Origin of the sequence: Dysgonomonas sp. Marseille-P4677 (genome assembly GCF_016652235.1) — a bacterium.
Taxonomy (GTDB): Bacteria; Bacteroidota; Bacteroidia; order Bacteroidales; family Dysgonomonadaceae; genus Dysgonomonas.
Genome location: NZ_JAEPKU010000006.1, coordinates 43,388 through 67,864, shown reverse-complemented (window position 1 = coordinate 67,864; position 24,477 = coordinate 43,388). Strand labels below are relative to the sequence as shown.

The window sequence follows — 24,477 nt, the reverse complement described above, 5'->3', positions numbered from 1 at the left end:
CTATTTTTCGTACTCAGTACTTATATTTCAACGACCTTTCCCAAAGTAATATAGCAGATATAACCCTTCACATCAACGTAACCCATCTTACGTATCTGATCGGCATAATATTTAACTTGTCGAATATATTTCTTATCCTCCTTTTCTCCAAATTTATAATCAATCACCACGACTTCATCTCCCTTTATCATCACTCTGTCGGGGCGACTAAATACACCTTTTGGCTGTAGTATCTGAACCTCGTTCATAACCCGATACTCTCCTGAATACCAAGGCGAAACTAAAGGATTGGATAAATAACTCTGTAATAACCCTATTACTTCTACTTTATGTTCTGCAGTGATATCTCCCGATATATGGTATTCCTCAACCGCATTCCCAATATCATCAATAGTTTGCACTTTGCTTACAATCTCGTGCATAAGTGTCCCATAATCCCGTTGTCCTGAATTTGTAAAATAATACTTATTTTTCAGCAAGAGCCGGATACGTTCATCGTAAGCTACACTTGGCAGGCTATCTATACCAATCTCTTCAACAGGAGAAACCTCTTCTTTCTTTATCGCCTTATATTGCGAACCTATTTCAAAAATGCTTGTTTCCTCATCCAGATATTGTGACAGATTGATATAGGAATGTTTATCAGCTGGCAAATCAGCCGATGAATTGATACAAGTCCACAATAAAGACGAGATACTATTTATTTCTTCTTTTTTAGGTTTAGGAGCAAAGACTATCAACTCATTTTTAGCACGGGTAAAAGCAACATATAACACATTTACATTATCGATAAATGCATGCAATCGTTCATCAAAGTATTCATAATCGAAGATCGTATTTTTCAATTTTTGAGAATACTTTACAGGTACTAAGTGAAGACGGCTGAATGGCTCGGTCTGAGGGCGACACCAAAGTATCGTTGTCAGTTTATGATCTATTTCCCAATTACAAAAAGGCAGAAGGACAACATTGAAACCTAATCCTTTCGATTTATGGATTGTCATAATACGTATGGCATCCTGTCCGTCGGGTGTAAATATTGTCTTATTAACGCCTGTATCATCCCACCATTTCAAGAAGGCATCAAGGTCTGACGAATTACGAACTGTGAAGTCAAGCACCATATCCAGAAAAGACTGTATATATATCTGCTCGTTATCTTCCATTGCATTACGGAAAAGCTCAAAAATTTCCTCTGTCATTTCATACAAAGGTAGTTCTCTGATACGACTCAATATATCTACAATTTCTTCAGGCAAAGCATCCTTTGCTGAGAAATATTTCTGTAAAGCATCTTCTGCACTCAGCTGGCTATTATATTTAAAGTACTCATAAACGGCTAAAGCTTTCAACGATGAGTCTAACGGATTGTGCAAATATTTTAAAAGAGCAATAATCAGTTTTATGCTTTTTGAATTACTAACAAAAAGGGCCTCATCCGAAATTATATCATAGCGATATTGAGAATTTGCATGCTGGCTTTTATATTCCAAAAGACAATTTGCTACATCCGCACCTTCTTTTTTTGTACGCACAAGTACAGCTATATCTTTCAGAGAATATCCCCTATCCTGTAATTCTTCGATTTGCTTTGGCAACTGTTGCAACACATACTCCTGCCAAACATGCTCTTCTGTATTTACAAATTCTACCTTCACATGCCCGTCATTGCCTTTATGTTTTTCAGGTACTTGCTGACAAAGCTCGTTATAAGCCTTTGTTATACGGGAAAAGAAAGGCCGTAGACGTTTATCTTCCGTATCCTGCAATGGCTTATTATATGTATCCTGTAAAAGATTAGCCCCGATAGAAAAGATAGTATTATTAAAAGCAATTACATTGCGGGAACTCCGCCAATTAGTATCTAAAGTTTCATGATTTATTCCTTCTCTGGAAAAATCCTTGTCGAGTTGCTCATCCAATAATTTCCAATCAGAGTTTCTCCATCTATAGATACTCTGCTTTACATCACCCACTATAAAATTTCTGTTTCCAGCGCCAAGGCTGTCACGTACAAGAGGCAAGAAATTTTGCCACTGCATACCTGATGTATCCTGGAACTCGTCTATCATATAGTTATTGACTCGCAATCCTACCTTCTCATAGATAAAAGGAGATTCATTCCCTTCTATTATACGATTAAGTAGCTCTGTGGTATCTGAAATCAACATCACATTGTTTTCGGTAGCATATTCGCGGATCTTCTTATCCACATCGCCCAAAATGCCAAGAGTAAAGAAATAGCGATTTATCTCATAAGCAGTCTGATAAGTACGAGAATTGTCATAATGATTTATTATATCGCATACACAAACATTTAATTCAGGGTAAACATCTTCTATTTTACTCCTGACTTCTACTCCCGATTTTGAGGTATACCAGTTCGACACCTCGTCGGCCATAGTACGGAATGTATTGGTAGGCTCATCCATTGCCCCGTTAGCCCATTTTAGAAAACTAAAGAATGGAGAACGGGAGCCTCCTTTAAAGTCATCCGGCTTCAATCCATAGCGTGTCATTATATTCAACGCCTTCTCTCCTATCTGTTGCGATGTGCTTTCGAAGGTTTGAATGACAGCAAAAAGCATATCTTTGTAGTCCGTCATCAGGTCTTTATCTGTTATATCAGATTGTACCTGATTACTATATGCCTTATAACTTTCTTTAAAAATCTCTTTTGATAATGATTGTATATCGCTACGTATATTCCAGGTTTCACCATTCTCTACTTTTTCTTCCGAGAAACGAATCAACCAATCAAGCAGTAATTTATTATCGCTACGTTCAAGATCGTAGAGCATAGAATCAATTGCTTCTCCCAGTACTTTATCAGTATCCAACTCGACATTATAACCTCCACCCAGACCAATTTCACGAGTGAAAGCCCTCATAGTCTGCTGGAAAAACTTATCGATTGTACTGACTGAAAAGGATGAATAATCGTGTAAGATACGAACCAAAATATCACGGGCCTCTTTTCGTACCTGATCTTCATTCAAGTTATACTCATTGGAAAGAAGAGCTATATAGTCAGATTTATTTCCAATAGCAAGATTGGCCAATTCTGCTATAATACGAGATTTCATCTCATCTGTTGCCTTATTGGTAAAAGTAACAGCCAAAATATGCCTGTAAGCGAAAGGAGAAGAAAAAAGAAGACGTAAGTACTCGGCAGTCAGACGATGTGTCTTACCCGAACCTGCCGAAGCTTTATATACATATAAATTTACTTCATCTTCAAATAACTCGTGCTTTAACATAGCCCTCTTTTTGCAGCAATTCCAGTATCTTAGTTCTGAAATCTCCTTGAATAATGATTTCTCCGTCTTTAGCCGAACCGCCTACACCACATTTAACTTTTAGCATTTTACCTAATATCTCAAGATCATCTGTAGAACCAATAAATCCGGTTATCAAAGTAACAGCCTTACCTTTTCGATTTCGTTTATCCAGAGATATGCGTAAAGCCTGCTTTTCTTTGGGCAAAGTATCTTGTTCTTCTTCGCTGTCGGTCTCATATTTAAAGTCCGGATTAGTGGAGTATACCACATTCAGACGGTCTTTCCAATCACTCATTATTTTTCTAAATTAAATATTGTAAAGTATTAATTCGAATTCATCGATTGTTATGATTCGACGAATTTATACTCACAAAAGTAAATAGGTCTATGACCTAAAAAGGTGACAAAAGTTACAGAATAATATACAATTATTTATTATCCTTCATTTTTTGAAACATTTCGTCAAATGCCGCTCTATCAAAGTCCTTATACTGTGGCTTAGTTGGTACATAATCTTCATCATCCCAAAGCGAACTTGTTATCATTAAGTCTGCACTGTATCGGTTGCAGGCAATAGGCACATTATGTACACGACATTGGCGAAGAAGCATCATAATATCGGCTTCATGCGGCTGTGGATTTAAATCATCGATCAAGAAGATTGCCAAGTCAACCTCATGGCGAACTACCATAGCAGCTATTTCTGCATCACCACCCAGCGGCCCTGAATTCATACGGGTAATATCAGCTATGATTCCCTTCTCTTCAAAAGCTTCTTTGACCAGTGCGCCAGTAGTACCGGTACATACCAAATGATGTTTAGCAAGGAAATCAGAGTTATAATAACACCATTCCACCATATCTGCTTTGCGATGATCGTGTGCCACCAAGGCTATAGTTAATCTTTTTTTCATATTCTTTTTTTAGTTAGTGAAGTCAAAATTTTATTCACAATTGAAATTCATTTATTTTTTGTTTATTCTGTAAGAATATAGCATAGAGTCTATATCTTAACATTCCAAAGATAAAACATTTCTGTTTCATTTTGTTTAAGGAATGGTTAAAATAGCAAACCTATTCCACCCTTTATTTAATAAGAGATATGACCTAAAATATCTATTTTAACTAAAAGGTGACAAAGTTGTACAAGTTTTCTTTTTTTAGTTCTTTGTCGAAGAAATACTAAATAAGACTACACAGTCAGCACTTTCATATAGATAAACAAAAAGAGATACATTAATGTATCTCTTTTTATCTTAATCTTTTTTTGTCTGTTATCAGATTCGGCCTCCCTTACGCCATGTTTTACTGTAATATCCTTCAGCCAGAGAACTGACTATTACTCCATATTTAATAGAAGCATGGATAAATTTACCATCTCCAAGATATACGCCAACATGATTAATATATTTTTTCTTAAAAGTAGAGAAGAATACCATATCACCAGGTTTCAAATCTTCTTTGGCTACCGATTCTTTCACATTCTTAGCTATGGTTGTACTAACCCTATCGAGTTGTATTCCAAAAACATTCTTATATATGATATTCGTAAAACCTGAACAATCTACAGCAGCCCGACTCATTCCACCTCGCCTATATCGTGTTCCTAGCCAGTCGGCAGCTTCTCTATAAAAATCGAGGTAGGTTGCATCTTGTATATTAATTCCTAATACAGAAGATAATTCCTGTATCTCCTTTTGCTCAATCATCTTTTTTTGAAGGGCATCCAACGTGTTCGAAATATTGGCATCTGCTATAAATTCCATAGAAGAAGGAAAAAGAGATGAATTTTCTTCCAATACTTGGTTCACTTTAGGCAGAGCTACAACGTTACCATCAGAAGTTTCTACTTTTATATTTTTTGTCGATTGCTCTACCTTTACTTTTTTAGTAGTCACAGCACTCGTCTTTGATTTCTTTGGAGTCCCTTTAGATTGCTTTAATGTAGCAGCAGTCGTAGGCATAAAACCTGTTGAAAATATCAGAAATAAGGTTGATACGATCAGTATTCTTTTTGATACAGACATACGTTATTTTTTTAAATCGGATAAAAATAAAAAAATCAATTTGATATAATATCAACTGTATGTGTTTTTTATATTATTTTAAGGAGTATAATTATTCTTTTAAAATAAGTATAATCGAAAAATCAAAAAGTGCATATTTTAAAATCTAAATGTACACGAAAATCACAAAATTTGCACATTTCTACAACTAACTAATAAAGAGTAAAATAAACTCAAAACAATAGCGCAAAAGCTTGTCTAATTCAAGTCTTTGCGCTATCTTTATAGTATTAAAATGGTATGAAATTAAGATGCTTTTTGCATTTCTATAATTCTTGTAAACATCATATCAATATATTTTGAGGTTGGATTTAATCGCGTTTCGTGCGTTTTTAAATCGGCATTTTCAAAAGGGTTATTAATGTTGTGATTGATATTTAACCATTCGCAAAGCTCAATTAAAGAACTCTTATTCGATGTAAAGAAAACGAAATTACTTTGATTAAGCACATTTATAACATTTAAAAAGTCCGAAATCTTCCAATATTGGTCGGAAAGATACGTTTTTGTATCAGTAGTTAAATATGGCGGGTCAACAACAAATAAAACGCCTGGAACATCTTTATATTGATTAAACAGCTCTAAATAATCACACTATACAATCTCTAAACCGTGTAAATATTCAGCCGCGTTAACATCGTAATTGTTTTGTTTTACGTTGTTGTAAAGCGTTGAGGCTTTAAGCTGGTCGAAATTGGTTACATAGTTAGCCGAAAACAGCAACGACGACGACAAAGTAATGTAATCGACAAAGCCGCTCTTTTCTTCTTTCTCAATCCGCGTAAGTATAACAGTTTTATACGCCTCACTTATGCGCTTTTCGCGTGGATAATCACACAAAAGGACTCTTATATCAGTTAACAGCTCATTCGTGCGCTCAACGCTTCGCAAACGAGCCGAAAAGCCGTCGTAATCATTATAGATAACTTTGCAACCTGGTAAAACTCGTTTTGCCGTGTGAGAAAGCAAGCCTGAGCCGCCGAATAGGTCGACAACGACCTTTATTTCCTGGCTTTGGCTCAGCTCCTTTAATGTGCCGACAAACGGCTCGACGAAATTACGCTTTTGTCCCTGGAATGGTAAGGGAGCAACTTTATATCGTTTTAAATTCATTACTTTAATTGTTATTATATTTAATAAGTTCGGGTAAATCAGTAAGGGCGCGCATCGCTAAAGCATAAGCCCCTAACTCTGTCGGGTGAACGCCGTCGGAATGTAGCAAGCCCGCAAACCAGTTGCCCGCATCGTCCGATACAGCCAAAGAAAAATCTATATATCTGTAACCGCTCGCACGTACATACGTGTTTATCTCTGTTTTATCCCGTGTTGGTACTGAGGGTATCGTTATAAGTATAGGCTCAGCGCCGCTCTTTTCTATTAGTGTAATCGCTTGCTCTGTTATTGACTTCCATGTAGCAAACGAGTTGTCATTCATACCTGACCCCCAAATAACAAATTTAGGCTTTGAGTAACTTAATGCCGTTTGCAATAATGAGTACAACTCTGAGGCATTGCCGCCCGACATGTTACTCGTCATAAAACTTTGAATATTTAAGACAAGATATAAACAGCCTGGAGTCCTCGCGATGCTTTGCCCGCCGCCGTAACTATCAGCTATAAATAATATTTTCTTAGATAAGTCGGGGGTTGTATCAAAATTAAACGCATCAACCGTTACCGCCCCGCCGTCGGCTTCCACAAAAGGGCTATAATTACCAGCCATAGAGCTTGACGTATAACTAAAGTTACCAGTCTGAGAGGCTAAATATATGTGCGTTTTATCGTACACTTGCTCTATATATATCATAAGGCTTTTATTAATCGTAAGCCCGTGATTAACCGTGTCTATAAGCTGTCCTGTGCTATATACATATAGCTTTGTTGCGTCTATTCTGAAATATGCACCTTGATAAGTCGTGCGCCCTTTGCCTATTCTCACCGCGCTAAAAGCATTGAAAGACAATAAGCAAGACATAGTCCACAGGTGATTACCCATTTTTAAAGGTATTTCAACATATTGCCCCGCCGCCAGCGACACGTCTTTTCTTATTATCGGCATCAAATTACCCGCATCTATCAATGATAATACTTCATTTGGCATCGCTGATAATTGAATTTTCACGCTTGCCGAATCCGCACCGATAAAATAAATATCCAACGGGGTATTTACATAGTTAAAACAAGTTCTAAAATAAGCCGCATTTTGAGGTACTAATATAGAGGGTTGGTTTTCATACCCTTGCCCCGCAATAAAGTTTTTGCCAGCATCATAGAAACAAGCAAAACGGAAAACATCAATATTAGATGTTAATGTTTTTCCTATCAACTTCGATATATCAATAAAACCAGTAGTACAATAAACCTCATTAACGCCAGTAGCTAAACCCGTTTGAGTGTTCAGATATTTACCGTACACTATATCGGCATCGTTTTTGTCGAATAAATTAGGTTGCTCTTGTGTCAGTGCCTTAACCGTGCTTACCGCATCATTTACATCTTTAGGCAAAGCCGTTTCTTTAACTGTTATGCCCCACCGTGTATTACCGCTAACTACCGCATAGTTATCTAATGATACTTGTATTTTATTGAAACAAGACCTAAAATAAACCGCATTTTGAGGTACATATAAAAATTGTCTGTTTTCATACCCTTGCCCCGCAATAAAGTTTTTGTCAGCATCATAAAAACAAGCAAAACGAAAATAACCGTCGGGGTAAATATCTGTAAAACAGTTTGAGACCAAAGGCTCGCCGATTAGCTCGGACACGTCAATAAAGCCAGTAGTATAATAATCGGGGTTACTCCCTGAGGGTAACCCATTTTCAAGATTCAGATATTTACCCGCCATAACATCGGGGGCGTTTTTATCGAATAAGTTGTTAATTTCTTGTGTTATGGTTTTTACAGTGATAACCGAGTTATTTACATCGTCAGGTAATGCCGATTGTCTGATAACAAGCCCACCAAACAACACACGGAAATTAATACAATTCAGCGAGTAATCGCAACGAAAATATTTTGCACCTGACGGAACGGAAAAACGATAATTACCTATTACGCCCACGCCTTTAGAGGTTGGTAAACAGACATTGCCCTTTTGTGCATAAAATACAACACTACGTGCTACAATTTCAGAATCTAAGTCGTTAACCAAGTCTATAACATCGCCCTCGTTTACCTCTATATAATCGGTTGTTGTATAGTAATATCCCACTGCAACTGGTCTGAGGGTAACAGTTGTACCCGACAACTCTAAATAATATCCTTTCGTATCGGTTGATGGAATATGTATATTTTGAGTTGCCCCCGTTGTTATTGCGTTAAATTTTATATCGACCTCCTCTTTTTTTGCATATTCGGCAAGGTCTATTTCTTCTTGTGTCGGCACTTCGCCCGTATCAGTCCACGCCCCGCCATCGGCAAATACTTTGTAAACAGTACCAGGATAAGGCGAGCCCACCCACGCAAAAAAATCTTTTTTGTTTTGAGCTTGTGGATATGCTAATAACAACGCGGCTAAATCTGTATGATAACCTTTAAAATTAGTCGTTGCGTTTTTTAAATCTTCTTTTGTTGCTTTATCATTGAGCGACTCGTTAAGCCCCAAAACTTGCGCCTGGTTTATTTTTGTACTTTTATGTATATATGAGTCTATAAGGTCGGCAAAGTCCGAGCCTGGCGGGGTTTTACCGTCTGCAAACTTTTCTTTTAATACTGGTATTGTTTGTTGTCCCATTTTAATAGCTTTTAATCAGTGATTAAATAGTGTTTTAGCGCACTTTTATAATTTTGGCAAATACGATATACGGCGGGCGGTTTTCGTGGGGCTCGTCATTACCTATATCTTTTATTGTAGCATCATCCCAGCGCTGGTTTGTCATATTACCGACGTTATATTCTTTGTCGGCGGCGTCCTGGTCGACGCTTCCAGGTGTACCCAGGTCGCTAACGTCAGCCGCCCGAGCCGATAGTTTATTAAAAATGTTGTTATTAGCTGGATTATGGCGGGGCATTTCACTAATAGTTAATTTATGCTTTTCTTCACCTCCAGTTTGTCCGATTCTCGCATAATCACCAGCCCCACTGTAACCAACCGAAAATAGACCGCCCGCATTTGGTAGCTTAAAAGTTGTGAGCCCATCGCCTCCGAATGTAACACCGATAGCTTCATATAAACTCGGATAATCAGAAATTGAGAGGTCGCGCCCATCACACAATAAGTAATCCGTCGGAACTTTACCAGGCGCACCCGCCCACTCTTTTATCGTTCCTGGAGCATCGCCCGCAATATCCTTAATAAGTTTATAGAGCTCTACATTTGTTTTTACTTGCTCTAATTCGCTCCAGCTATACTCGCCATTGCTTGCGAACTGAGCCTCGCGGTTTATGTAGGTCTCGGGGTAAACCACATTAAAAGCGTTTACGTCCTGGCGTGTCTCTTTGATTGTTATTTTTGCGGTCGCGATGTTAACATTTGCCCCTTTTAAGGGTATAACCTCACCATTGAGAACGATAACGCCGTCGCTTACATTGCCGTCATTATCGACCTCGCAACCTGAGAGAATAAAGTTTTTACCTCCCATACCCGCCAGCCCGGCAACAAGGTTAATCATATCTTGCATTTTTGCCAGCGCTTGCCTGTATTGCGGGAACTTATCGCCACTGAAAAAATTTATACTATTCATACACTATATTATATTTTTTAGATGCCAGTTTATTATTATTTATTAGCTGTCTGAGTGCTTTTTCTTCGCTTTGGGTAAATACATAGCCTTTCGGGAATACGACCTCAAAATCGCCGTTTGTTGCTCCCAGTTTTCCGTCGTCGACCCACCAGGCGGGGTCTTCATTATCCGATACCATAACCGCTTTGCCGCTCGGTTCGTCGAAAAGGAAAAAGTCATCGTAATTGATAGGCGCGTCCCTTATAATGATACGGCGGTCGTAATAGTCGTAAGCGTCATTAAGCAAGTATTCTAAATAACAGACCTGAGAATTTACCGACGTGTCAACCTGGTTACGGTAAGTATCGAAATTGCTATGTATAACCGTAAGCGGTCGCACCAGTGCCGTAATAAGGGCAACTATCAAATTTTGTCGTAACATCGTAGGCAAAAGAAGCAACGCCAGGCGCGAATAACCTATGTTATAATAGTTTTTATTCATTTGCTATAAAGTTTAAAATAAGGTTTTGGTCTGTTACCTGGTAATAACCAGCATAAGGGCGGCTTCGTGCGTTTATCGGTCTGTAATTAACCTGAACGCCATAACGCGACGAGGCTTGCTGAAGCTCGGCAATTTCTACGCCGTCGACTACCTGGCACTTATCGACGAGCGACTGGTTTATATATAGCCCGTCAAACGATAAGTTACTGATATAGTCGCGTATCGCTTTTTGTACTGGCATGTCGTCTGAGCCGTCGAGGCGTCGCCCCTCATTATCCAGGATAAGCGGGTTATAGTAAATATCCATTTCCAGGCGCAAGTCGTCGGCTGGTGAGTTTACAACTGTTATTCGTACCCCCGCGTCTTTTATCCGTCCCAGGTATGCCGTAAAAGCGACGAGCTGGGCACTGTTTAAAGGTTGCTTAACGTTATTGTTATAGGTCGCCACTTTCACAAATAAGACGCTCTGGTCGTCAGCTTCGACCGACGCCGCAAACTTTACAACCTGAGCGGCTTGTATTTGCTCGGCTGTCAGTTTTGAGTTATCGTACTGGTCTGTGCCCGCTACCAGTTCGTGCCCAAATTGAAACTCTTTTGCACGGGTCGCGTACCAGTTCGGCGTATGCGCTTTATTTTCTCGCAATATGTTGAGAACATCGGTTTTGTGCTGGTCGAAAAGCTGGGCATTTAGCCACATAGCCGTCGCCACGATGAAAAACAATATATTTTCGAGTGACACGGTCGAGAATTGCTCCTCAAAGCTTTTGCCCGCCTGGAGGTTGTAAGCCTTTTTAACCGTTTCGTTTGCGATAAAGGCGTCCGTCATTTGTGCTTTTATTTCGGCGATAGTCATTTGAATTTACCTATTAAGAATATTACAAAACCTATGAATAAAGAAGCGGCGACACTAAGCCCCAAAGCCTCCCAAAAAGTAAAGCCCTTTTTCTCTGTTGTTTTCTCTGAGCCCTCGAACTTCGATTTATCTTTGCTTTTATCGACCAGTTCAGATCGCGTGGACTCATTCGTTTTTATTGTCGTCGAGTCTGTCTCCAGCTCGTTAGTTTCTTTGCTCAGGCTTATGTTAGTTTCTTCCTTTAACGGAGGCTTGCCCGTCTCAGGGTCGGCGGGCTTTTCAGTGTCGTACACTTTGTTATTGATGTTGATATTTAGCTTTTCATTGAAATACTTTTGCATTGCCTGGCTGACAACTTCGTCGAGTGTCGAGGTATCGACCAAAGAGATATTATTCTCTATATTTTTTTGCTCCTTTTGCTTTGTGTCGGTCGTTAGTTCTTTCGGAGCTCGGCAACCCACCAGGATAACGGAAAACAAGACCAGTATATAAATAGCTCTTTTCATTAGTCAAATGTTTTTAGTTCGTCTTTTACATTGAATGACGGGCACGCTTTATTTGCAAACTCATTATGCCCGTGAACGGTCGCCCCTGGATATTTAACTTTGAGTTCCTTAACCAGTTTGATAAGCGCCTCTCTTTGTGCATCGGTGCGGGTATCTTTAGGCTTTGCGTTCGCGTCCAGCCCACCGATATAGCAATTACCGATAGAGTTTGCATTTTGCCCGAGCGTGTGAGCTCCGATTTCCGACTCAGGGCGACCAGGCTCGACCGTTCCATCCAATAATATTACATAGTGATAACCTACGCCTTTAAAGCCTCTTTGTTTGTGCCAGGCGTCAATATCTTTAACCGTGAACTTTTGCCCCTCTTTTGTAGCTGAGCAATGGAGTATAATTTTATTTATCTTTCTCATTATCGACCTCCTTATCTTCGTTATTAGTTGGTTTTTCGTTTAATAAAATATCGCTTAACGGTACGTTTAAATGACGTTCGGCTTTGTTCACCATCACACGTTGCAAGGCGCGGGCTATTTTGTTGTCATTCTCTGAGCTCCAGTTTTCCAGGATAGACCAAATTTGATAGAATAGGAACGCACCCACAACCGAGCGCACGGCTATATCGGTATCTTTGAGTACATGCACATCGACGTGATTAGCCAGTATTATAGCTGTTAAGGCTATTATCATTGTGTACATGACGCGGTACTTATACTCGCTTTTAAATTTTCCGTCGGCACGGTCGGGGTGTTTGATATGTACCCGACGCGCCAGGCAATAAGCCGCCCAAACGTCGATAACGGTCGCAATAAGACACGGAATAAAAAAAGGTATTGACGTTTCAAACGCGACCAGCAAGCCTCCAGCTATACTGGTGATGTACTGGCAAAGTTTAGAGCCCACGTACTCAATTATTTTGTTAATTCGTTCCATTAGTACACTATAAAATCAATATTTACCGTCATGTTACCGATACCACGCCCGACAACCTGAGCCGACCCAGCGTCGGAGCTGGCGGGGTTTATACCGTTGCGCTCATAATAATTTATAACCCGCTTGTTTTGTATCTCTGAGGGGGTTAGCTCAGTGCCAGCCTTTAAGCTTTCAGTCGGCGAGGTGTTATTTAGTACGGCAAGGCTGAAAAGCGCCTCAATCGTGCCCGCGTGCTTTATCGCCACATCGCCCAGCCATTGCCCCTGTGTGCTATTGATAGACTGCATTGAGTTGTATATTTAATTTGTTATCTTGCTCGTTTGCTATTTCCAGGTGATTAACCCGAAAGCCGTCCGCCTCCAGTTGCTCGCGTATCTTATGCTTATAAAGTAGCGCATCACTGGATAAAAGCATCGAGGTAATACCCACGCCCACTTGCGGGGCTTCTTTCATTTCGCCAGGTTGCATATAAACTATTATAGCCTGGTTTTGCTTTTGCACATCACCGACAACCAGCCCGCCAGTTATCAGCCCCAGGCTGTCACGGCTCACCTTTACGTTAAGGTCGCCCGTTTCTTCGTTTATGGTTATGCCTGTTTGTTTCATTGCTTTACTTTTTTGTTTTCCAGGTCTGAACTTTTCGTTATTGCTATCGGTTGCCCAGCCCAGGTACTTATCAAACCCTTAAGAGCCGCCCCGCCGTCCATAGGCGCGGGCGTCCATGCTTTAAGTATATTTTTGAGCTGGTTTAACTGATTTTCCAGGGCGTTAATTTTTTTTGTTACGTTGTCCAGCTTTACCAGCCCGCCCAGTTCGCCGCCATTAAGGACAACGCCCTCTTTGTCAATAAATACGCTTATATCTCCGATTGTGAGCTCTACGCTGGCGAGTGTATCTGAAGCTAACACACATAAATTATTGAGGTCGCCCGAAAGTGAGCCCACCAGTACAAAGCTGTCTATCGCTGGCGTTAATAAAAGCGTTTCGTCGCGTTCGGTTGTTGTCGGGGTGAGCCTTACGTCGGGTAAGTCCAGCTCGTCAATTTTTACCGTGCAAGTATCGCCCTGTACGCTTACAACCTGAGCCGAGAAAAAGACCAGCCCGCCGCGATTTTTTCCGACTATATCGCCCAGTAATTGCGCTATTTGTGCCCGTTTGTTCATTCGTTTGCCGTTTTATCGCTTATTACAAGCCGTTTGCCTAAATCGACGGCACGCACGCCGCCCGAATCGTCGAAAGTCGTTTTTACACCAGTAACGTAATATGTACCCTCTTTATACTCATAATCTTTGTCGATAATCTTCGCGCTCCAGGTCGGCTCGACAAATGGAATAAGCCAAGTTTTTATATTACCCTCATAGCCCGTGTATGATTTATATTTGAGCTGGTTGTCCGCCATTTTCTGCAAAGCCTCTTTTGAGACTGGGAACTTAACCTCTATCGTGTCAACATCGCCGCCAGCTTTGCCCGCCGTTGCCTTTATCTTTTTGCCGTCTATGCCGACCCCGTTAGCCACGACCATAAGCAAACGGTCGCTTTCGTTCCTATATTTGAGGTCTGATTCTTCAATATTTACGGCAAAGTCATAGACCACGTCGCCCCCTTTTTGGGTATATGGCGGGTGTATATTCAGCTTTTTGTTATCGGTTATATAGATTTGTCCCTTTGTTGCGTCCTTTAGCTTACTGAGAACGTTATAAACTGTATCATTCGGGCTTATGGTGAACTTATCGAAATAATGCTTTTCAGAGTCTATCGTACAATCCAGCTCAAAGCTCAACGCCTGGGCACAATAAGAGGCGACGTCCTTAACCTTGCATTTAGTAAACACTTTCGGGCTTATCGCTTTGCGAGTTAAATACATGCTATCTTCGCAATTTATTGTCAGGCTGTCGTCATCCGTGTCGATGCGTTGGACGTAACCCTCGAACTCTGTTACCAGCTCGCCGTCGTACCCGAGTTTAACCAGGACGCTATCGCCCGCCTTAATATATTTTTCGTGGTCTAACGATTGATTATATACCACACCAGGCAAGACAATAACAGCCGTTTGCGTCAGTAGGTCGACGGACTTTTCAATCTCGACCGACTGGAGCAAGCCCAGCTTGTAAGAGCCTATTTGTATGTAGTAATTCATATCAAACATTTTATTTCACTTCTATAAAAAGGTTATAACTGTCATCGCTCAGCGCCGTAAGACTATAATTTTGCACGTTTTCGCCCTTGCTGAAAGGGAGGCTGTAATCTTCGATAACTAAATAATTGACATTCAATAATTGTAAGAGCTCGTTTTCTATTTTGATAGCCCGCCGTTGCGTAATTACTTGCCTGAGCTTTTGCACCTCAGTTGCTGGGTATTTGGTGAGGTCGGCGTTTACAAATGTGCCGTCAATAGTTATTTTTATATCGCCCTCCGCCCAGCGTTCCTTAATAGAGCCGCGCCCCTCAGACTTTGCGACATTGCGCTTTACGATGATATTTTCGCCTTGCAACGAGATTAAAGGCTCATAAGGCAATAACCACTTTGAGTCGTCGGGTAAATAGAAAGTAAAAGGCATTACCATAGCGACCGTTTGCCCGCTTTCGACCAGGTCGGCAACTTCGCGAAGTATCACGTCGCCACGTCTGAATAAAGGGTTTAAAGGTTGTTTTGCCATGTTTTTAAATATTTGCCTGTACCATTAATAGAGCCCGCGTAATCTCGTCTTGTACTATTTCTTTGATTTTTTGCGCCCCCTCACGTACACCGTTAGCGTTCACCGTCATATTATTACCCAGCTCGCCGATAGTCAGCGTTATATGTGTCGTTTTAGAGCCGCCCGTTGTTATATTATTTGCGGCTTTGCCACTTGCACCGCCCCCACCAGTTCCGCCCGCGCCTCCAGCTCCAGTACCGCCGCCCGTGCCGTCACCATCGCCCGACATTCCAGGAATACCAGCCGACGAAATGCCGAGCTTTGATTTTAAACTATTTGCTATATCACTAAAAGAGGTTTCATTTACACGAAGTTTAAAAACCTCCATATCCGACATTTGCGTCGCCAGGTCGGTAAGTTTTCCTTGTGTCTCGGCTATCTCTTTAGCCCTGGCGTTGCGCTCGCCCTCCAGCTTTGCGAGCCCAGCGTTTGCAGCGTCCGAGTTCCAAAGGCTTTGCACTTTATACCAGCCTTTCTCTATAACTTCAAAGCCAGTTAAAAAAGCGTCTTGTACTTTTAGCCAAATAAGAGTAACGGCGGTTTTAAAGAGTTCAAAACCAAGTTTGCACATAGTCAACACATTGTCCCAGGTCTCGCCCCAGCCGTCAATTTTGATAACGAGAAAAGCGATTAAGGCAATAAGAGCCACAACGCCCGCAATAATCAACCCGACGGGGTTAGCCGTAAGCGCCACGTTTAACAACCATTGCGCCGCCGTCCATAGGCTCGTCGCGTTTTGAATTGCAAAAACAACTATTTCGTAAGCGATAACAGCCTTACGCCATACGGCGATAAGAGCGTGCAACCCGATTAAACCTAAGAATGTAGCTTTATACGCAAGCCACGCGGCGGTAAGAATGGCTATACTTGTACCCAGTAGCATATTATTGTTATACCAGCCCTCCAGCTTCGCGACAACCTTATCAATGAAAGTGCCCGTATCAGTAAGCAATAGATTAAAGGCTCTCATAGCTGGCAATATGTAAGGTTGCATCCAGTTATAAAACTGTATTAGCTTATCGTTGATATTAGCCATTGCAAGGGAGGCTTGCCCGCCGAGCGTTTGGCTCATTTTCTCAGACATACCGTAAAATTGCCCGCCCTCCTGGGTCGCTTTTTGGAAAGCCTGGGCGACCATATCCGCCGATATTTTGCCCTTGCCCATTTCATCTTTCAGTACGCCGACGCTCTTACCCGTGTCCTTACTCATTTGTAAAAGCGGATTAAAACCCGCGTTTATCATTTGGTTAAGGTCTTGCCCCATCAGTTGCCCAGTAGCCGACATTTGCGAAAAGGCGAGCGCCAAACTGTTAAGCTTGTTTTTGTCGCCCATCGCTATTTCGCCGATAGCCTTAAGGTTTGGCATTATGCGTTCCTGAGCAATACCAAAGCCCGCCATCATTTGCACCGCCTCGCTCAGGTTATCTTTGCCGTAAGTCGTCTTTTTGGCGTAAGTGTCGATATTGTCAATTATCTTGCGGGCGTTTTCTTCGCCGCCGAATAAGACCTCAAAAGATGCGTTTCGCATTTCCTGGTCGATACCCAGCTTAAGAGCCCGACCGCCGACAACCCCCGCAATAGTGAGCGGGTTAAATATGTACTGAGCAAAAGGAATACTTTTAAAGAGGTTAGTGAATGAGTTTTTTAAACCCGTTAGCGGCGTCCTGTCTAATTTACGCACGTCATTACGCAACCTCTGAACTTTGTTTGATGCGTCCACGATAGACCCACCAACGCGGCGAAGCGTGCCCGACATTTGGTCGCGTAAATTTATGACGTATGTAAAAAAGTTACTCATTCTTTCCAGCCTCTTGTTTTCTTATATATTCCAGGGTTTTAATGTGCATTGCCCACTCGTCATCGGTTAGCGTGTCGGGGTCTATATGCAGATAGTAGCGGAGTTGTCCGTCCAGGATGCGGATAGCTTCGCGCTTTTCGTCGACCTCCGCTAACCTTAAAGCTTTTCCAGCTCGGCTTCTTTAACCTGGATTAAATCGCCTACTTTGCCCACCGCCGCCATAAAGAGGTCGTCGTCGGTCTTTATCTCAGTGTCGCCGCCGAGCCAGCAATTTTCGAGGATTGCTTCTGAGCCGCCCATAATATCGCCTTTCGATATTTTTGTCATTGCCAGCGAAAGCGTGCGGCGGTCGGGTTTTCTCAGGTAAGCCGTTTTGTCCTCAATAGTGAGCTTATGCACCGTTTTGTACTTTTCTTTCCAGCCCTCTATTTGTTCGGGCGTCGGGTTTGTTATATTCTCTTTTGCCATTTTAAAAACTGTTTAAATGCTGTTTAATACTGATTAAGCCGCGATAATATCCAGCGCCACAAATGGGAGCTCTATTTCCATGAACTTATCGCCTTGCGCCATCTTTTCTTCAATATCCGTGAACTCAGCGCCCAGGATTGTAACGACGCGTATCTTTGCCGAATTTTCGGGCGTGTATGCCACGATTATATCGACTTTAATATCCAGTAGGGACAAAGAGCCCGCCGCCGTCTTAAGCGCTATAATTTCGCTTTGCGTGAAAGTGAGCGAGCCTGTGTAAGTCTTGTTACCTCGCTGAATACTTCGCGGCTTGTTTCCTTTGGCGTGCAAAGGCTCTTTTTCCTGGCTCTCTTTGTAGTTTACATTACGAAAGCCTTTTATATCAATACCGCCGACGTTAAGGCTAATATCAGCCCATTCGTACTCGCGCCCGTTGATTAGAAATAAATCACTTAGTGCCATATATTTAACTTTGTTGTGTTACTTCAAAACCGAGTAATACGGTTATATACTTAGAGTAGCCATGCGGACGGACGCGAAGCTCAGCGTTTACCTTATTTGTAGCCAGCACGTTAACGGTGCGGTCTATCTTACATGTTACGCCTCTGTCGGTCGTATCTTTCGGATTGGTAGATAGTTCGCCGTTATTTGTCATGTTGGTAACGATAGCGTTTTCGACTGCCAGCTCGAAAGAACGGGCGGTTGTCTCTATCATTGTACCGTCGCTGTTTACGGGTATTTCGTCGTTAAGCTTTTCAATCAGTACCGCGTAAGCAATACGATAGGCTTTATCAATCACGCGACGGCGTGCCAACTGGTTATAGTCGTCAGTCGCTTTTGTTGCCAGGGGGTCGTCTGTTATGTAGTAACCCGACATGCCCGTAAACGTGCGAAAAGTGATATAACCCTTATCGTGCAAGGTCTCAACGTCGGCAACCTCGACCGACTTATCGCCCGCATACATAGCCAGCACATTAAGCGCACCGTCAGCCGTGCGAGCTATATTTCTTTGTACTGGCGATATCGCCACTCGCCCAGCAATTAAGCCGATAGCCTGGTTTGCTAAGCCTGGAGCTCCAGCCCCGACAACGACGCCCACACGGTTATAATTTTGTTTGCGCAAATCTTCGACCGCCTCGGGGTCGCCGCTAAAGTTTAGCCCGTCGATAATCACGAAAATAGGAGCAAAGCGCACCTCGGTTGCCCAGTCGCCCAGCGTTTCAGCGTTGAGCTTTGCGGCTTCCAGGTCGTCGTCAAACCCTTTCGTAATAGTCGGGTTTGCTCCAGCTTTTGCCGTGATGAATAGACCGCGCACTTCGCCATTTAATGACTCAATAATATTGCGGGCATAGGGGTTGTCGTAGTCCAGCACGTCCGACATTTTCAGCGTATCGGGGTAACCGATGATATAAACCTTAGTACCCTCGGTTGCCTCCGTGTAATATCCTTTTACAAGGTTGTACATTTCGGGGTTATTGTCTGAGGTAATACCCAGGTTTTCCAGGTCGCCAGTTTTGCGCAATGGATAAGTTTTAGCCAGGTCGAATTTGTCGGCAATGGCAACCGCACCCACCACGATAAGACAAATTAAACCGTCAGCGCTGGCGATAGCTTGCCCCAGCGCCCCGTTACCGTAATCTATTTTAACATTTGGTAATTGTCCCATATTAGTCCTCTTTTGTGATTGGGGTTACTGTTTTGTCATTCAAGCCCGACCCGTGTTTTTTTGCGTCTTGCTCTTTTGCAAAAGGCATAAAATCGGAGGTGAAAAATATCTCTGTCAAGCCATCATTCTTTGCGAATAAGTTTTTAGCTATACGCTTGCGTTTCTCTGTGTTAGCATTTGGCTTTTCGGCTTGCAACTCGTTTTTTACCTCTTTGCTCTCAGTTTCGGAGCTTGCGGCTTGCGTATCGGTTGTCGACGCTTTCGCCTGAGTACCCGAGCTGGGCGCTTTGACCTGGGCTGGCTTCTTATTGTTCGCGGGTTTTGCTTTAGCTTTGGGCTTAGTTACTTTTTCGACTTTTGTATCGCCCGCCTTTGTTGTCGGTTCAACGGGTTGTATATCTCCCGTTGTTGTTGTATTATCTTCCTGATTGTTTTTAACATCTGACATAATTTTGATTTTTAGAAGCTAATAGCCAATGGCTAATGACTATTAGCTGAATGAATGAAATGTTAATTTTATACGTTATCGCTGTAAATTGCGCCAAAGCCTTTAGACTGCAAAGGCAAAGCGATAAAGCGCATTTGTAAACCAATGAGATAGCCGCGCTCTTTAGCCCAGTGTTTTTCGGGCTCGCCCTCAATATCACCCATACAGCGCAAAGTTCTGGACTTCACAAAAGCGAATGACGACTCGTTGCCCGTTAATGCACCTTTAGGCTGTTTTTTGCCAGTTGCGGGGTCGTATAGTGCGTTATCGCTGAAAGTGTACACTTTGAAAGTGGCAAGTTTGCCCGTAGTCATTACAGCGTTATAGCGGTCGGAGTCCTCAGATAACAAGTCAGCCTCATGCTCAGGGCACAAAACCAGGACACGTTCGTTTTTCGGAAAATTACCTTTGTTAAACCTCATGCTCAAACGTAGCACGTCGTCAAACTTTAGTTTCTTTTTTTCGTCGCCTCTGTCCGCTCCAGTCGTTTTAATTACTGGCGTTCCTACTGTGTCTTGCAATGGGGTTAAGTTGTAAGCCGCCGAGACCGCCGCCTTTTCGGCTAATACGTTTTTATGCTGGGCTAAAACCGATTTTGTTTTGTCGTAGTTTGTCTCCAGCTCGTCAATACGTCTTACGATAGTGTTTTCAGTGTCGAATGTAGACAAAGGCACGTCGATACCGTTGTCCGTTCTTTCGGCGCTGGCAATAGGGTAAGTTGTGTTATTTTCCAAAACGTTCGGCTCAGCTCCGACCTCTGACAAGTGAATGATATTGTTATCGTTCAAAGCGTCAAAGTCTTGTAATTCCTTAAGGAATGAGCCGTCAGGATAAAAATCTTCTAAGATTATATCCGTCCAAAATTCTTTATATACTCCAGGCATGTTATTACTTGTTTTTAGATTGTTTGTACTCAGTTTTCAGTCTCTCAAACTCGGTCGGGTTTTCGTGGCTCAGGCGTTGTAATCCTTTGTTGTCTTTTTTCGCCCAGTCCATCCAAGACCAGCTCGAACGGTCTCCAGCCGTCAGGTCTGTTTTTCCTTTATCCGCCAGTTCTTTAAGGGATAAAGAGCCCTCGGTCTGTTTAGCGTCAATTATTGACTTCACATTGTCGAAGTTGTCGCCCTGTGAAAGCTTCACATAATCGGCTTTTTCTTTCTCTGTTATTTTGCCGTCTTTTACAGCCTGAGAGAGATAAGTTTCGACATGTGCCTTTTCCAGCTTGTCAACTTTTTTGTTTAGTTCGTCGATTTTGTCGTCTTTTTCCTGGACGGCAAGCTCTATTTGCTTAGCCGTAGGATTTGCAGACAAACCGAGGCTTTGACGGGTTGTTCCCGTCAGTACGATAGTGTCCTTTTCGTCCATTTTTTTACTGATTTTGTTATTATTAGAAAAGCTTAATTTGAGTTGCTCGAAAGAGATAACCTCGCGTTTTTCGTTGTATAGTCGTACCGCTCCAGCGTCGGAGGGTATGGGAGTTATACTTGCTTCTATCAGTTCCCAGTCTGTCAATACATACTCGTCGCCGATTTCTTCCATTTTTAGCGGTATAATACCGATTGACGCCCCCCGCAAAAAGCCCTCTTTTACCTTGCGGGCTTTTTCCGCCGCAATGGGGTCGCCAGCATCAAACACGGCGGTTGCTGTCATTTTGCCATTCTCAATACTGCGTTTTTCCCAGCGCCCTATCACCAGTTTTGTATCGTGGTCGTAAAGCATTACGGGGTTACTGTCGAAACGCTCAAAGCGCCCACCTGACAAGGCGACACGAAAGCCCTTTGTATTGGTTTGGCTACTATCTGATAAAATAAATATTTGCTCTTTTTCGTCCATTTGTTTACATGACTGTTTTAATTTGGTTTAACAGAAATTCAACACAAACTTACCGCGTCGAAAAGAGCTTACAAATTAACGCTGCTGTAATGGCATAACTTTTTTATTATCAGAGTTTAAAGCCTCAATTTTGCCTTATAATAATTTCGTCGAGACTGCAAAATAATACTGCTATCATGGTATAATTTTTTGATTACCAACTCGGCACATTTTCAAATTTTCAAATTGTCGAAATGGGTAGAACTCCAAAACAGGACACGAAAAAAAAGAACGCAAAAGCGCTCTTTATCACTGGGCAATATCAACAAAAAGAGATTGCCGAGCTGGTAGGTGTTACCGTGCAAACGATAAGTCGCTGGGTTAACTCCGAAAAATGGGACGTTGAGCTCGCAAGCCTAACAATAACTAAGGAAAAACAGCTCGCCCGCTACTATGCACAAATAAACGAGATTAACGAGGCTATCTCTGAGCGAGATAAGGGGCAACGTTACGCAAACAGTAAAGAAGCGGACATCCTTAACAAACTATCAGCCGCCGCGCAAAAACTGGAAAGTGAAACGGGGGTACGCGATATTGTCGACGTGTCTATCGGTTTGCTTGAATGGGTACGCGGTTTTGATGTGGAAAAAGCCAAAGAGTTAAGCGACCTTTTCGACGGATATATCAAAACTAAGTTATAATGGCAAAAGTAGCAGACAAACAAGCTCATAGCGACTGGTCGGCGTATTATGAATCATTAAAACGTTGTACGGTTGTAGATATAACCGAAACTTACGCCCAAAAACAAGCCCGTATTAAACAACTGGAGGCGGACGACGAGGCGTGGTTCAGATATTATTTTCCGCATATATCAGAAAATCAGATAACAAAAATGCCCATCCCGCCCGCCGATTTTCATATTAAGGCTACAAAAAGAGTAATGCAAGACCGCAACTGGTTTGAGTGTCGTTGCTGGTCTCGGTCGTTAGCAAAATCGACGCGTACACGCATGGAGGTTTTAAAGCTTGCTTTGACTGGCAAAAAGAAAAATATCTTAATGGTATCTAATTCCGAGGACAACGCCGAGCGTTTGTTAGAGCCTTATAAAATGGAATTAGAGGACAACCAGCGTATAATTAACGATTACGGAAAACAAAGGGGCTTTAAATGGCGAGGTACTGAGTTTGTAACAAGAAAAGGCGTTGCGTTTCGAGCGGTCGGAGCTGACCAAAACCCGCGCGGTACAAATAGTAACGCTATTCGCCCCGATGTTATCCTTTTTGATGATATAGATACGGACAAAGACTGCCAAAACCCCGAAATAATAAGAAAGCGGGTTAAGTGGATATTCGGGGCGGTTATTGGTACGCGTGAGGTGTATATCAAACTGTTAATTATAGCGTGCGGCAACATCATAGCAGAATATTGCTGTATGACTGAAATGATGAAAAAAGCGAATAAGGTAGATATAGTTAACATACGCACAAACGGGGTGAGCTCATGGTCTAAAAACAGCGAGCAAGACATCGACGAAACGTTAGCCGTTTTACCTTACTCAATCATTCAGCAAGAATATTATAATAACCCTATCACTGAGGGGCGAATATTCAACGATTTATATTTTGACAATATACCACCGCTTAAAACACTGGAGCAACTTATCGTTTACGGCGACCCGTCAACCTCCAGCCGAGAATCAAAAAACAGTTCTTTTAAAGTTGTTGCGCTTTTAGGGCGTAAAATGGAAAAGACGTATGTAATAAAAGTGTTTTGTAAACAATGTGGGCAAAATGAATTTATAGAAGCTTATTACGACATGCAACGAATTGTCGCGGCGGCTGGTGCAACCGCTCAATATTACATGGAATGTAACGGACTGCAAGACGGCTTTTTCGATGATTATTTCGACCCTGAGTTCAGACGACGAAGCCGAGAAAAAGGCATCCCTTTACATGTGCAAAAAGACAAGCGGGCAAAGGTTAATAAATATACACGTATAGAGGCAACATTAAACCCGCCTTACCGTTTGGGCTGGCTCATATTCAACAAAAAAGATGAAGAAAACGAGCAAATGCAAGAAACAATAGGGCAATTTCAAGCCGTATCACCAAGCTACTCTGGAGCAATGGACGCCCCCGACTGTATAGAGGGCGGATATTGCATATTAGATAAAAAACTGGCTCAACGTAAGGGCACATACCGAACGCAAAGGCGGGCAAGTCGTCGTTATTAATCACCATTTAAATAGTATTTAAACATGTTTATTACGATACAAGAATTACAAACGGTAATGTATAATTACCAAATAATAGAAATCACAGAGCATAACGACGATATCGCGTTGCAAGCGATTGACGCCGCAATAGAAGAGGTACGAAGCTATTTAGCCCCAAACAACAAAAAAGAGTTTGACGACGGGCGACCGCTTTATGATGTAGATAAAATTTTCGAGGCAACGGGCAACGACCGAAACGCGCTGATAGTTCGCTACTGTCTAAGTATTGCCGCCTGGTATATATGCGAGCTGGCGAATGTAGATATAATTCACGAGCAAGTAAAAGAACGGTACGACCGTGCTATCGCCTGGCTTAAGAGTGTGGTAAAAGGAGACGCAAACCCGAGATTACCAATATTAAATACAGATAATAACGGCGAGGCTGGATCGTCAAAAAAACCGTTTCGTTATGGTAGCCGTCCAAAATTCAACCATGAGGGGGACAATGAAACATATTTCAATAAAAGAAATTAATA

General features: G+C 42.0%; 26 protein-coding genes. 3 read left to right on the top strand and 23 right to left on the bottom strand.

The features are described from left to right. Positions 1-20: 20 nt before the first annotated feature. From JGH11_RS02850 to JGH11_RS02740, 23 genes are all read right to left on the bottom strand, one after another. Positions 21-3,260 (bottom strand): exodeoxyribonuclease V subunit beta, encoded by a 3,240-nt coding sequence (locus JGH11_RS02850; RefSeq protein ID WP_201110057.1) that lies wholly within the window; start codon positions 3,258-3,260, stop codon positions 21-23. Next, positions 3,238-3,576, bottom strand: a complete 339-nt coding sequence (locus JGH11_RS02845; protein WP_201110056.1) for a translation initiation factor — start codon at positions 3,574-3,576, stop codon at positions 3,238-3,240. Before JGH11_RS02845 ends, JGH11_RS02850 begins: the two co-directional genes overlap by 23 nt. Positions 3,577-3,709: 133 nt before the next feature. After that, the gene (locus tag JGH11_RS02840) at positions 3,710-4,195 is read right to left on the bottom strand and encodes a methylglyoxal synthase (RefSeq protein ID WP_201110055.1); all 486 of its coding nucleotides are present in this window, start codon (positions 4,193-4,195) and stop codon (positions 3,710-3,712) included. Positions 4,196-4,558: 363 nt separating this feature from the next. Next, complete coding sequence (locus JGH11_RS02835; protein ID WP_201110054.1) at positions 4,559-5,308, bottom strand: C40 family peptidase; 750 nt, start codon at positions 5,306-5,308, stop codon at positions 4,559-4,561. 633 nt (positions 5,309-5,941) lie between these two features. Continuing rightward, entirely contained in the window at positions 5,942-6,460 is a 519-nt protein-coding gene (locus JGH11_RS20075; protein ID WP_236263832.1) for a hypothetical protein, read from the bottom strand. A 4-nt stretch (positions 6,461-6,464) separates the two neighbouring features. Then, entirely contained in the window at positions 6,465-9,083 is a 2,619-nt protein-coding gene (locus tag JGH11_RS02825) for a hypothetical protein (protein ID WP_201110053.1), read from the bottom strand. A 34-nt stretch (positions 9,084-9,117) separates the two neighbouring features. Further along, positions 9,118-10,032: a tail fiber protein gene (locus JGH11_RS02820; RefSeq protein WP_201110052.1), complete on the bottom strand. Its 915-nt coding sequence runs from the start codon at positions 10,030-10,032 to the stop codon at positions 9,118-9,120. Beyond that, on the bottom strand, positions 10,025-10,513 hold the full coding sequence (locus JGH11_RS02815; protein WP_201110051.1) for a hypothetical protein: 489 nt from the start codon (positions 10,511-10,513) through the stop codon (positions 10,025-10,027). The genes JGH11_RS02820 and JGH11_RS02815 overlap by 8 nt, the downstream gene beginning before the upstream one ends. Continuing rightward, positions 10,506-11,366 carry a hypothetical protein gene (locus JGH11_RS02810; protein WP_201110050.1) on the bottom strand — a complete coding sequence of 287 codons (861 nt, stop codon included), beginning with the start codon at positions 11,364-11,366 and terminating at the stop codon, positions 10,506-10,508. The genes JGH11_RS02815 and JGH11_RS02810 overlap by 8 nt, the downstream gene beginning before the upstream one ends. Then, positions 11,363-11,872 carry an OST5 family protein gene (locus tag JGH11_RS02805; protein WP_201110049.1) on the bottom strand — a complete coding sequence of 170 codons (510 nt, stop codon included), beginning with the start codon at positions 11,870-11,872 and terminating at the stop codon, positions 11,363-11,365. The genes JGH11_RS02810 and JGH11_RS02805 overlap by 4 nt, the downstream gene beginning before the upstream one ends. Continuing rightward, positions 11,872-12,282 carry an N-acetylmuramoyl-L-alanine amidase gene (locus tag JGH11_RS02800; protein WP_201110048.1) on the bottom strand — a complete coding sequence of 137 codons (411 nt, stop codon included), beginning with the start codon at positions 12,280-12,282 and terminating at the stop codon, positions 11,872-11,874. The genes JGH11_RS02805 and JGH11_RS02800 overlap by 1 nt, the downstream gene beginning before the upstream one ends. Then, a complete protein-coding gene (locus JGH11_RS02795) occupies positions 12,266-12,799 on the bottom strand; it encodes a phage holin family protein (RefSeq protein WP_201110047.1) in 534 nt (177 codons plus the stop codon). The genes JGH11_RS02800 and JGH11_RS02795 overlap by 17 nt, the downstream gene beginning before the upstream one ends. A gap of 270 nt (positions 12,800-13,069) precedes the next feature. Further along, a complete protein-coding gene (locus tag JGH11_RS02790; protein ID WP_201110046.1) occupies positions 13,070-13,405 on the bottom strand; it encodes a hypothetical protein in 336 nt (111 codons plus the stop codon). Continuing rightward, complete coding sequence (locus tag JGH11_RS02785) at positions 13,402-13,962, bottom strand: hypothetical protein (protein WP_201110045.1); 561 nt, start codon at positions 13,960-13,962, stop codon at positions 13,402-13,404. The genes JGH11_RS02790 and JGH11_RS02785 overlap by 4 nt, the downstream gene beginning before the upstream one ends. Further along, on the bottom strand, positions 13,959-14,936 hold the full coding sequence (locus JGH11_RS02780) for a hypothetical protein (RefSeq protein ID WP_201110044.1): 978 nt from the start codon (positions 14,934-14,936) through the stop codon (positions 13,959-13,961). Before JGH11_RS02780 ends, JGH11_RS02785 begins: the two co-directional genes overlap by 4 nt. A 10-nt stretch (positions 14,937-14,946) precedes the next feature. Next, positions 14,947-15,456 carry a DUF6046 domain-containing protein gene (locus tag JGH11_RS02775; protein WP_201110043.1) on the bottom strand — a complete coding sequence of 170 codons (510 nt, stop codon included), beginning with the start codon at positions 15,454-15,456 and terminating at the stop codon, positions 14,947-14,949. Between the two features lie 4 nt (positions 15,457-15,460). Then, complete coding sequence (locus JGH11_RS02770; protein WP_201110042.1) at positions 15,461-17,293, bottom strand: tape measure protein; 1,833 nt, start codon at positions 17,291-17,293, stop codon at positions 15,461-15,463. A 156-nt stretch (positions 17,294-17,449) separates the two neighbouring features. Further along, on the bottom strand, positions 17,450-17,761 hold the full coding sequence (locus JGH11_RS02765; RefSeq protein WP_108821050.1) for a hypothetical protein: 312 nt from the start codon (positions 17,759-17,761) through the stop codon (positions 17,450-17,452). 33 nt (positions 17,762-17,794) lie between these two features. Then, on the bottom strand, positions 17,795-18,223 hold the full coding sequence (locus tag JGH11_RS02760; RefSeq protein WP_201110041.1) for a hypothetical protein: 429 nt from the start codon (positions 18,221-18,223) through the stop codon (positions 17,795-17,797). A 4-nt stretch (positions 18,224-18,227) separates the two neighbouring features. After that, the gene (locus JGH11_RS02755) at positions 18,228-19,427 is read right to left on the bottom strand and encodes a DUF2586 family protein (protein ID WP_201110040.1); all 1,200 of its coding nucleotides are present in this window, start codon (positions 19,425-19,427) and stop codon (positions 18,228-18,230) included. 1 nt (position 19,428) lies between these two features. Then, the gene (locus JGH11_RS02750; protein ID WP_201110039.1) at positions 19,429-19,875 is read right to left on the bottom strand and encodes a hypothetical protein; all 447 of its coding nucleotides are present in this window, start codon (positions 19,873-19,875) and stop codon (positions 19,429-19,431) included. Positions 19,876-19,943: 68 nt separating this feature from the next. Continuing rightward, positions 19,944-20,798: a hypothetical protein gene (locus JGH11_RS02745; protein WP_201110038.1), complete on the bottom strand. Its 855-nt coding sequence runs from the start codon at positions 20,796-20,798 to the stop codon at positions 19,944-19,946. A gap of 4 nt (positions 20,799-20,802) precedes the next feature. Continuing rightward, positions 20,803-21,747, bottom strand: coding sequence for an HK97 family phage prohead protease (locus tag JGH11_RS02740; RefSeq protein WP_201110037.1), 945 nt, complete (start codon positions 21,745-21,747; stop codon positions 20,803-20,805). 233 nt (positions 21,748-21,980) lie between these two features. On the opposite strand from JGH11_RS02740, the gene JGH11_RS02735 reads away from it, so the two are divergent. Genes JGH11_RS02735 through JGH11_RS02725 form a run of 3 tightly spaced genes read left to right on the top strand, consistent with a single transcriptional unit; the run spans position 21,981 to position 24,475 of the window. Beyond that, the gene (locus JGH11_RS02735; RefSeq protein WP_201110036.1) at positions 21,981-22,427 is read left to right on the top strand and encodes a helix-turn-helix domain-containing protein; all 447 of its coding nucleotides are present in this window, start codon (positions 21,981-21,983) and stop codon (positions 22,425-22,427) included. Continuing rightward, complete coding sequence (locus JGH11_RS02730) at positions 22,427-23,959, top strand: hypothetical protein (RefSeq protein ID WP_201110035.1); 1,533 nt, start codon at positions 22,427-22,429, stop codon at positions 23,957-23,959. The genes JGH11_RS02735 and JGH11_RS02730 overlap by 1 nt, the downstream gene beginning before the upstream one ends. Positions 23,960-23,983: 24 nt before the next feature. Further along, positions 23,984-24,475 (top strand): phage protein Gp36 family protein, encoded by a 492-nt coding sequence (locus JGH11_RS02725; protein WP_255561540.1) that lies wholly within the window; start codon positions 23,984-23,986, stop codon positions 24,473-24,475. Positions 24,476-24,477 lie beyond the last annotated feature (2 nt).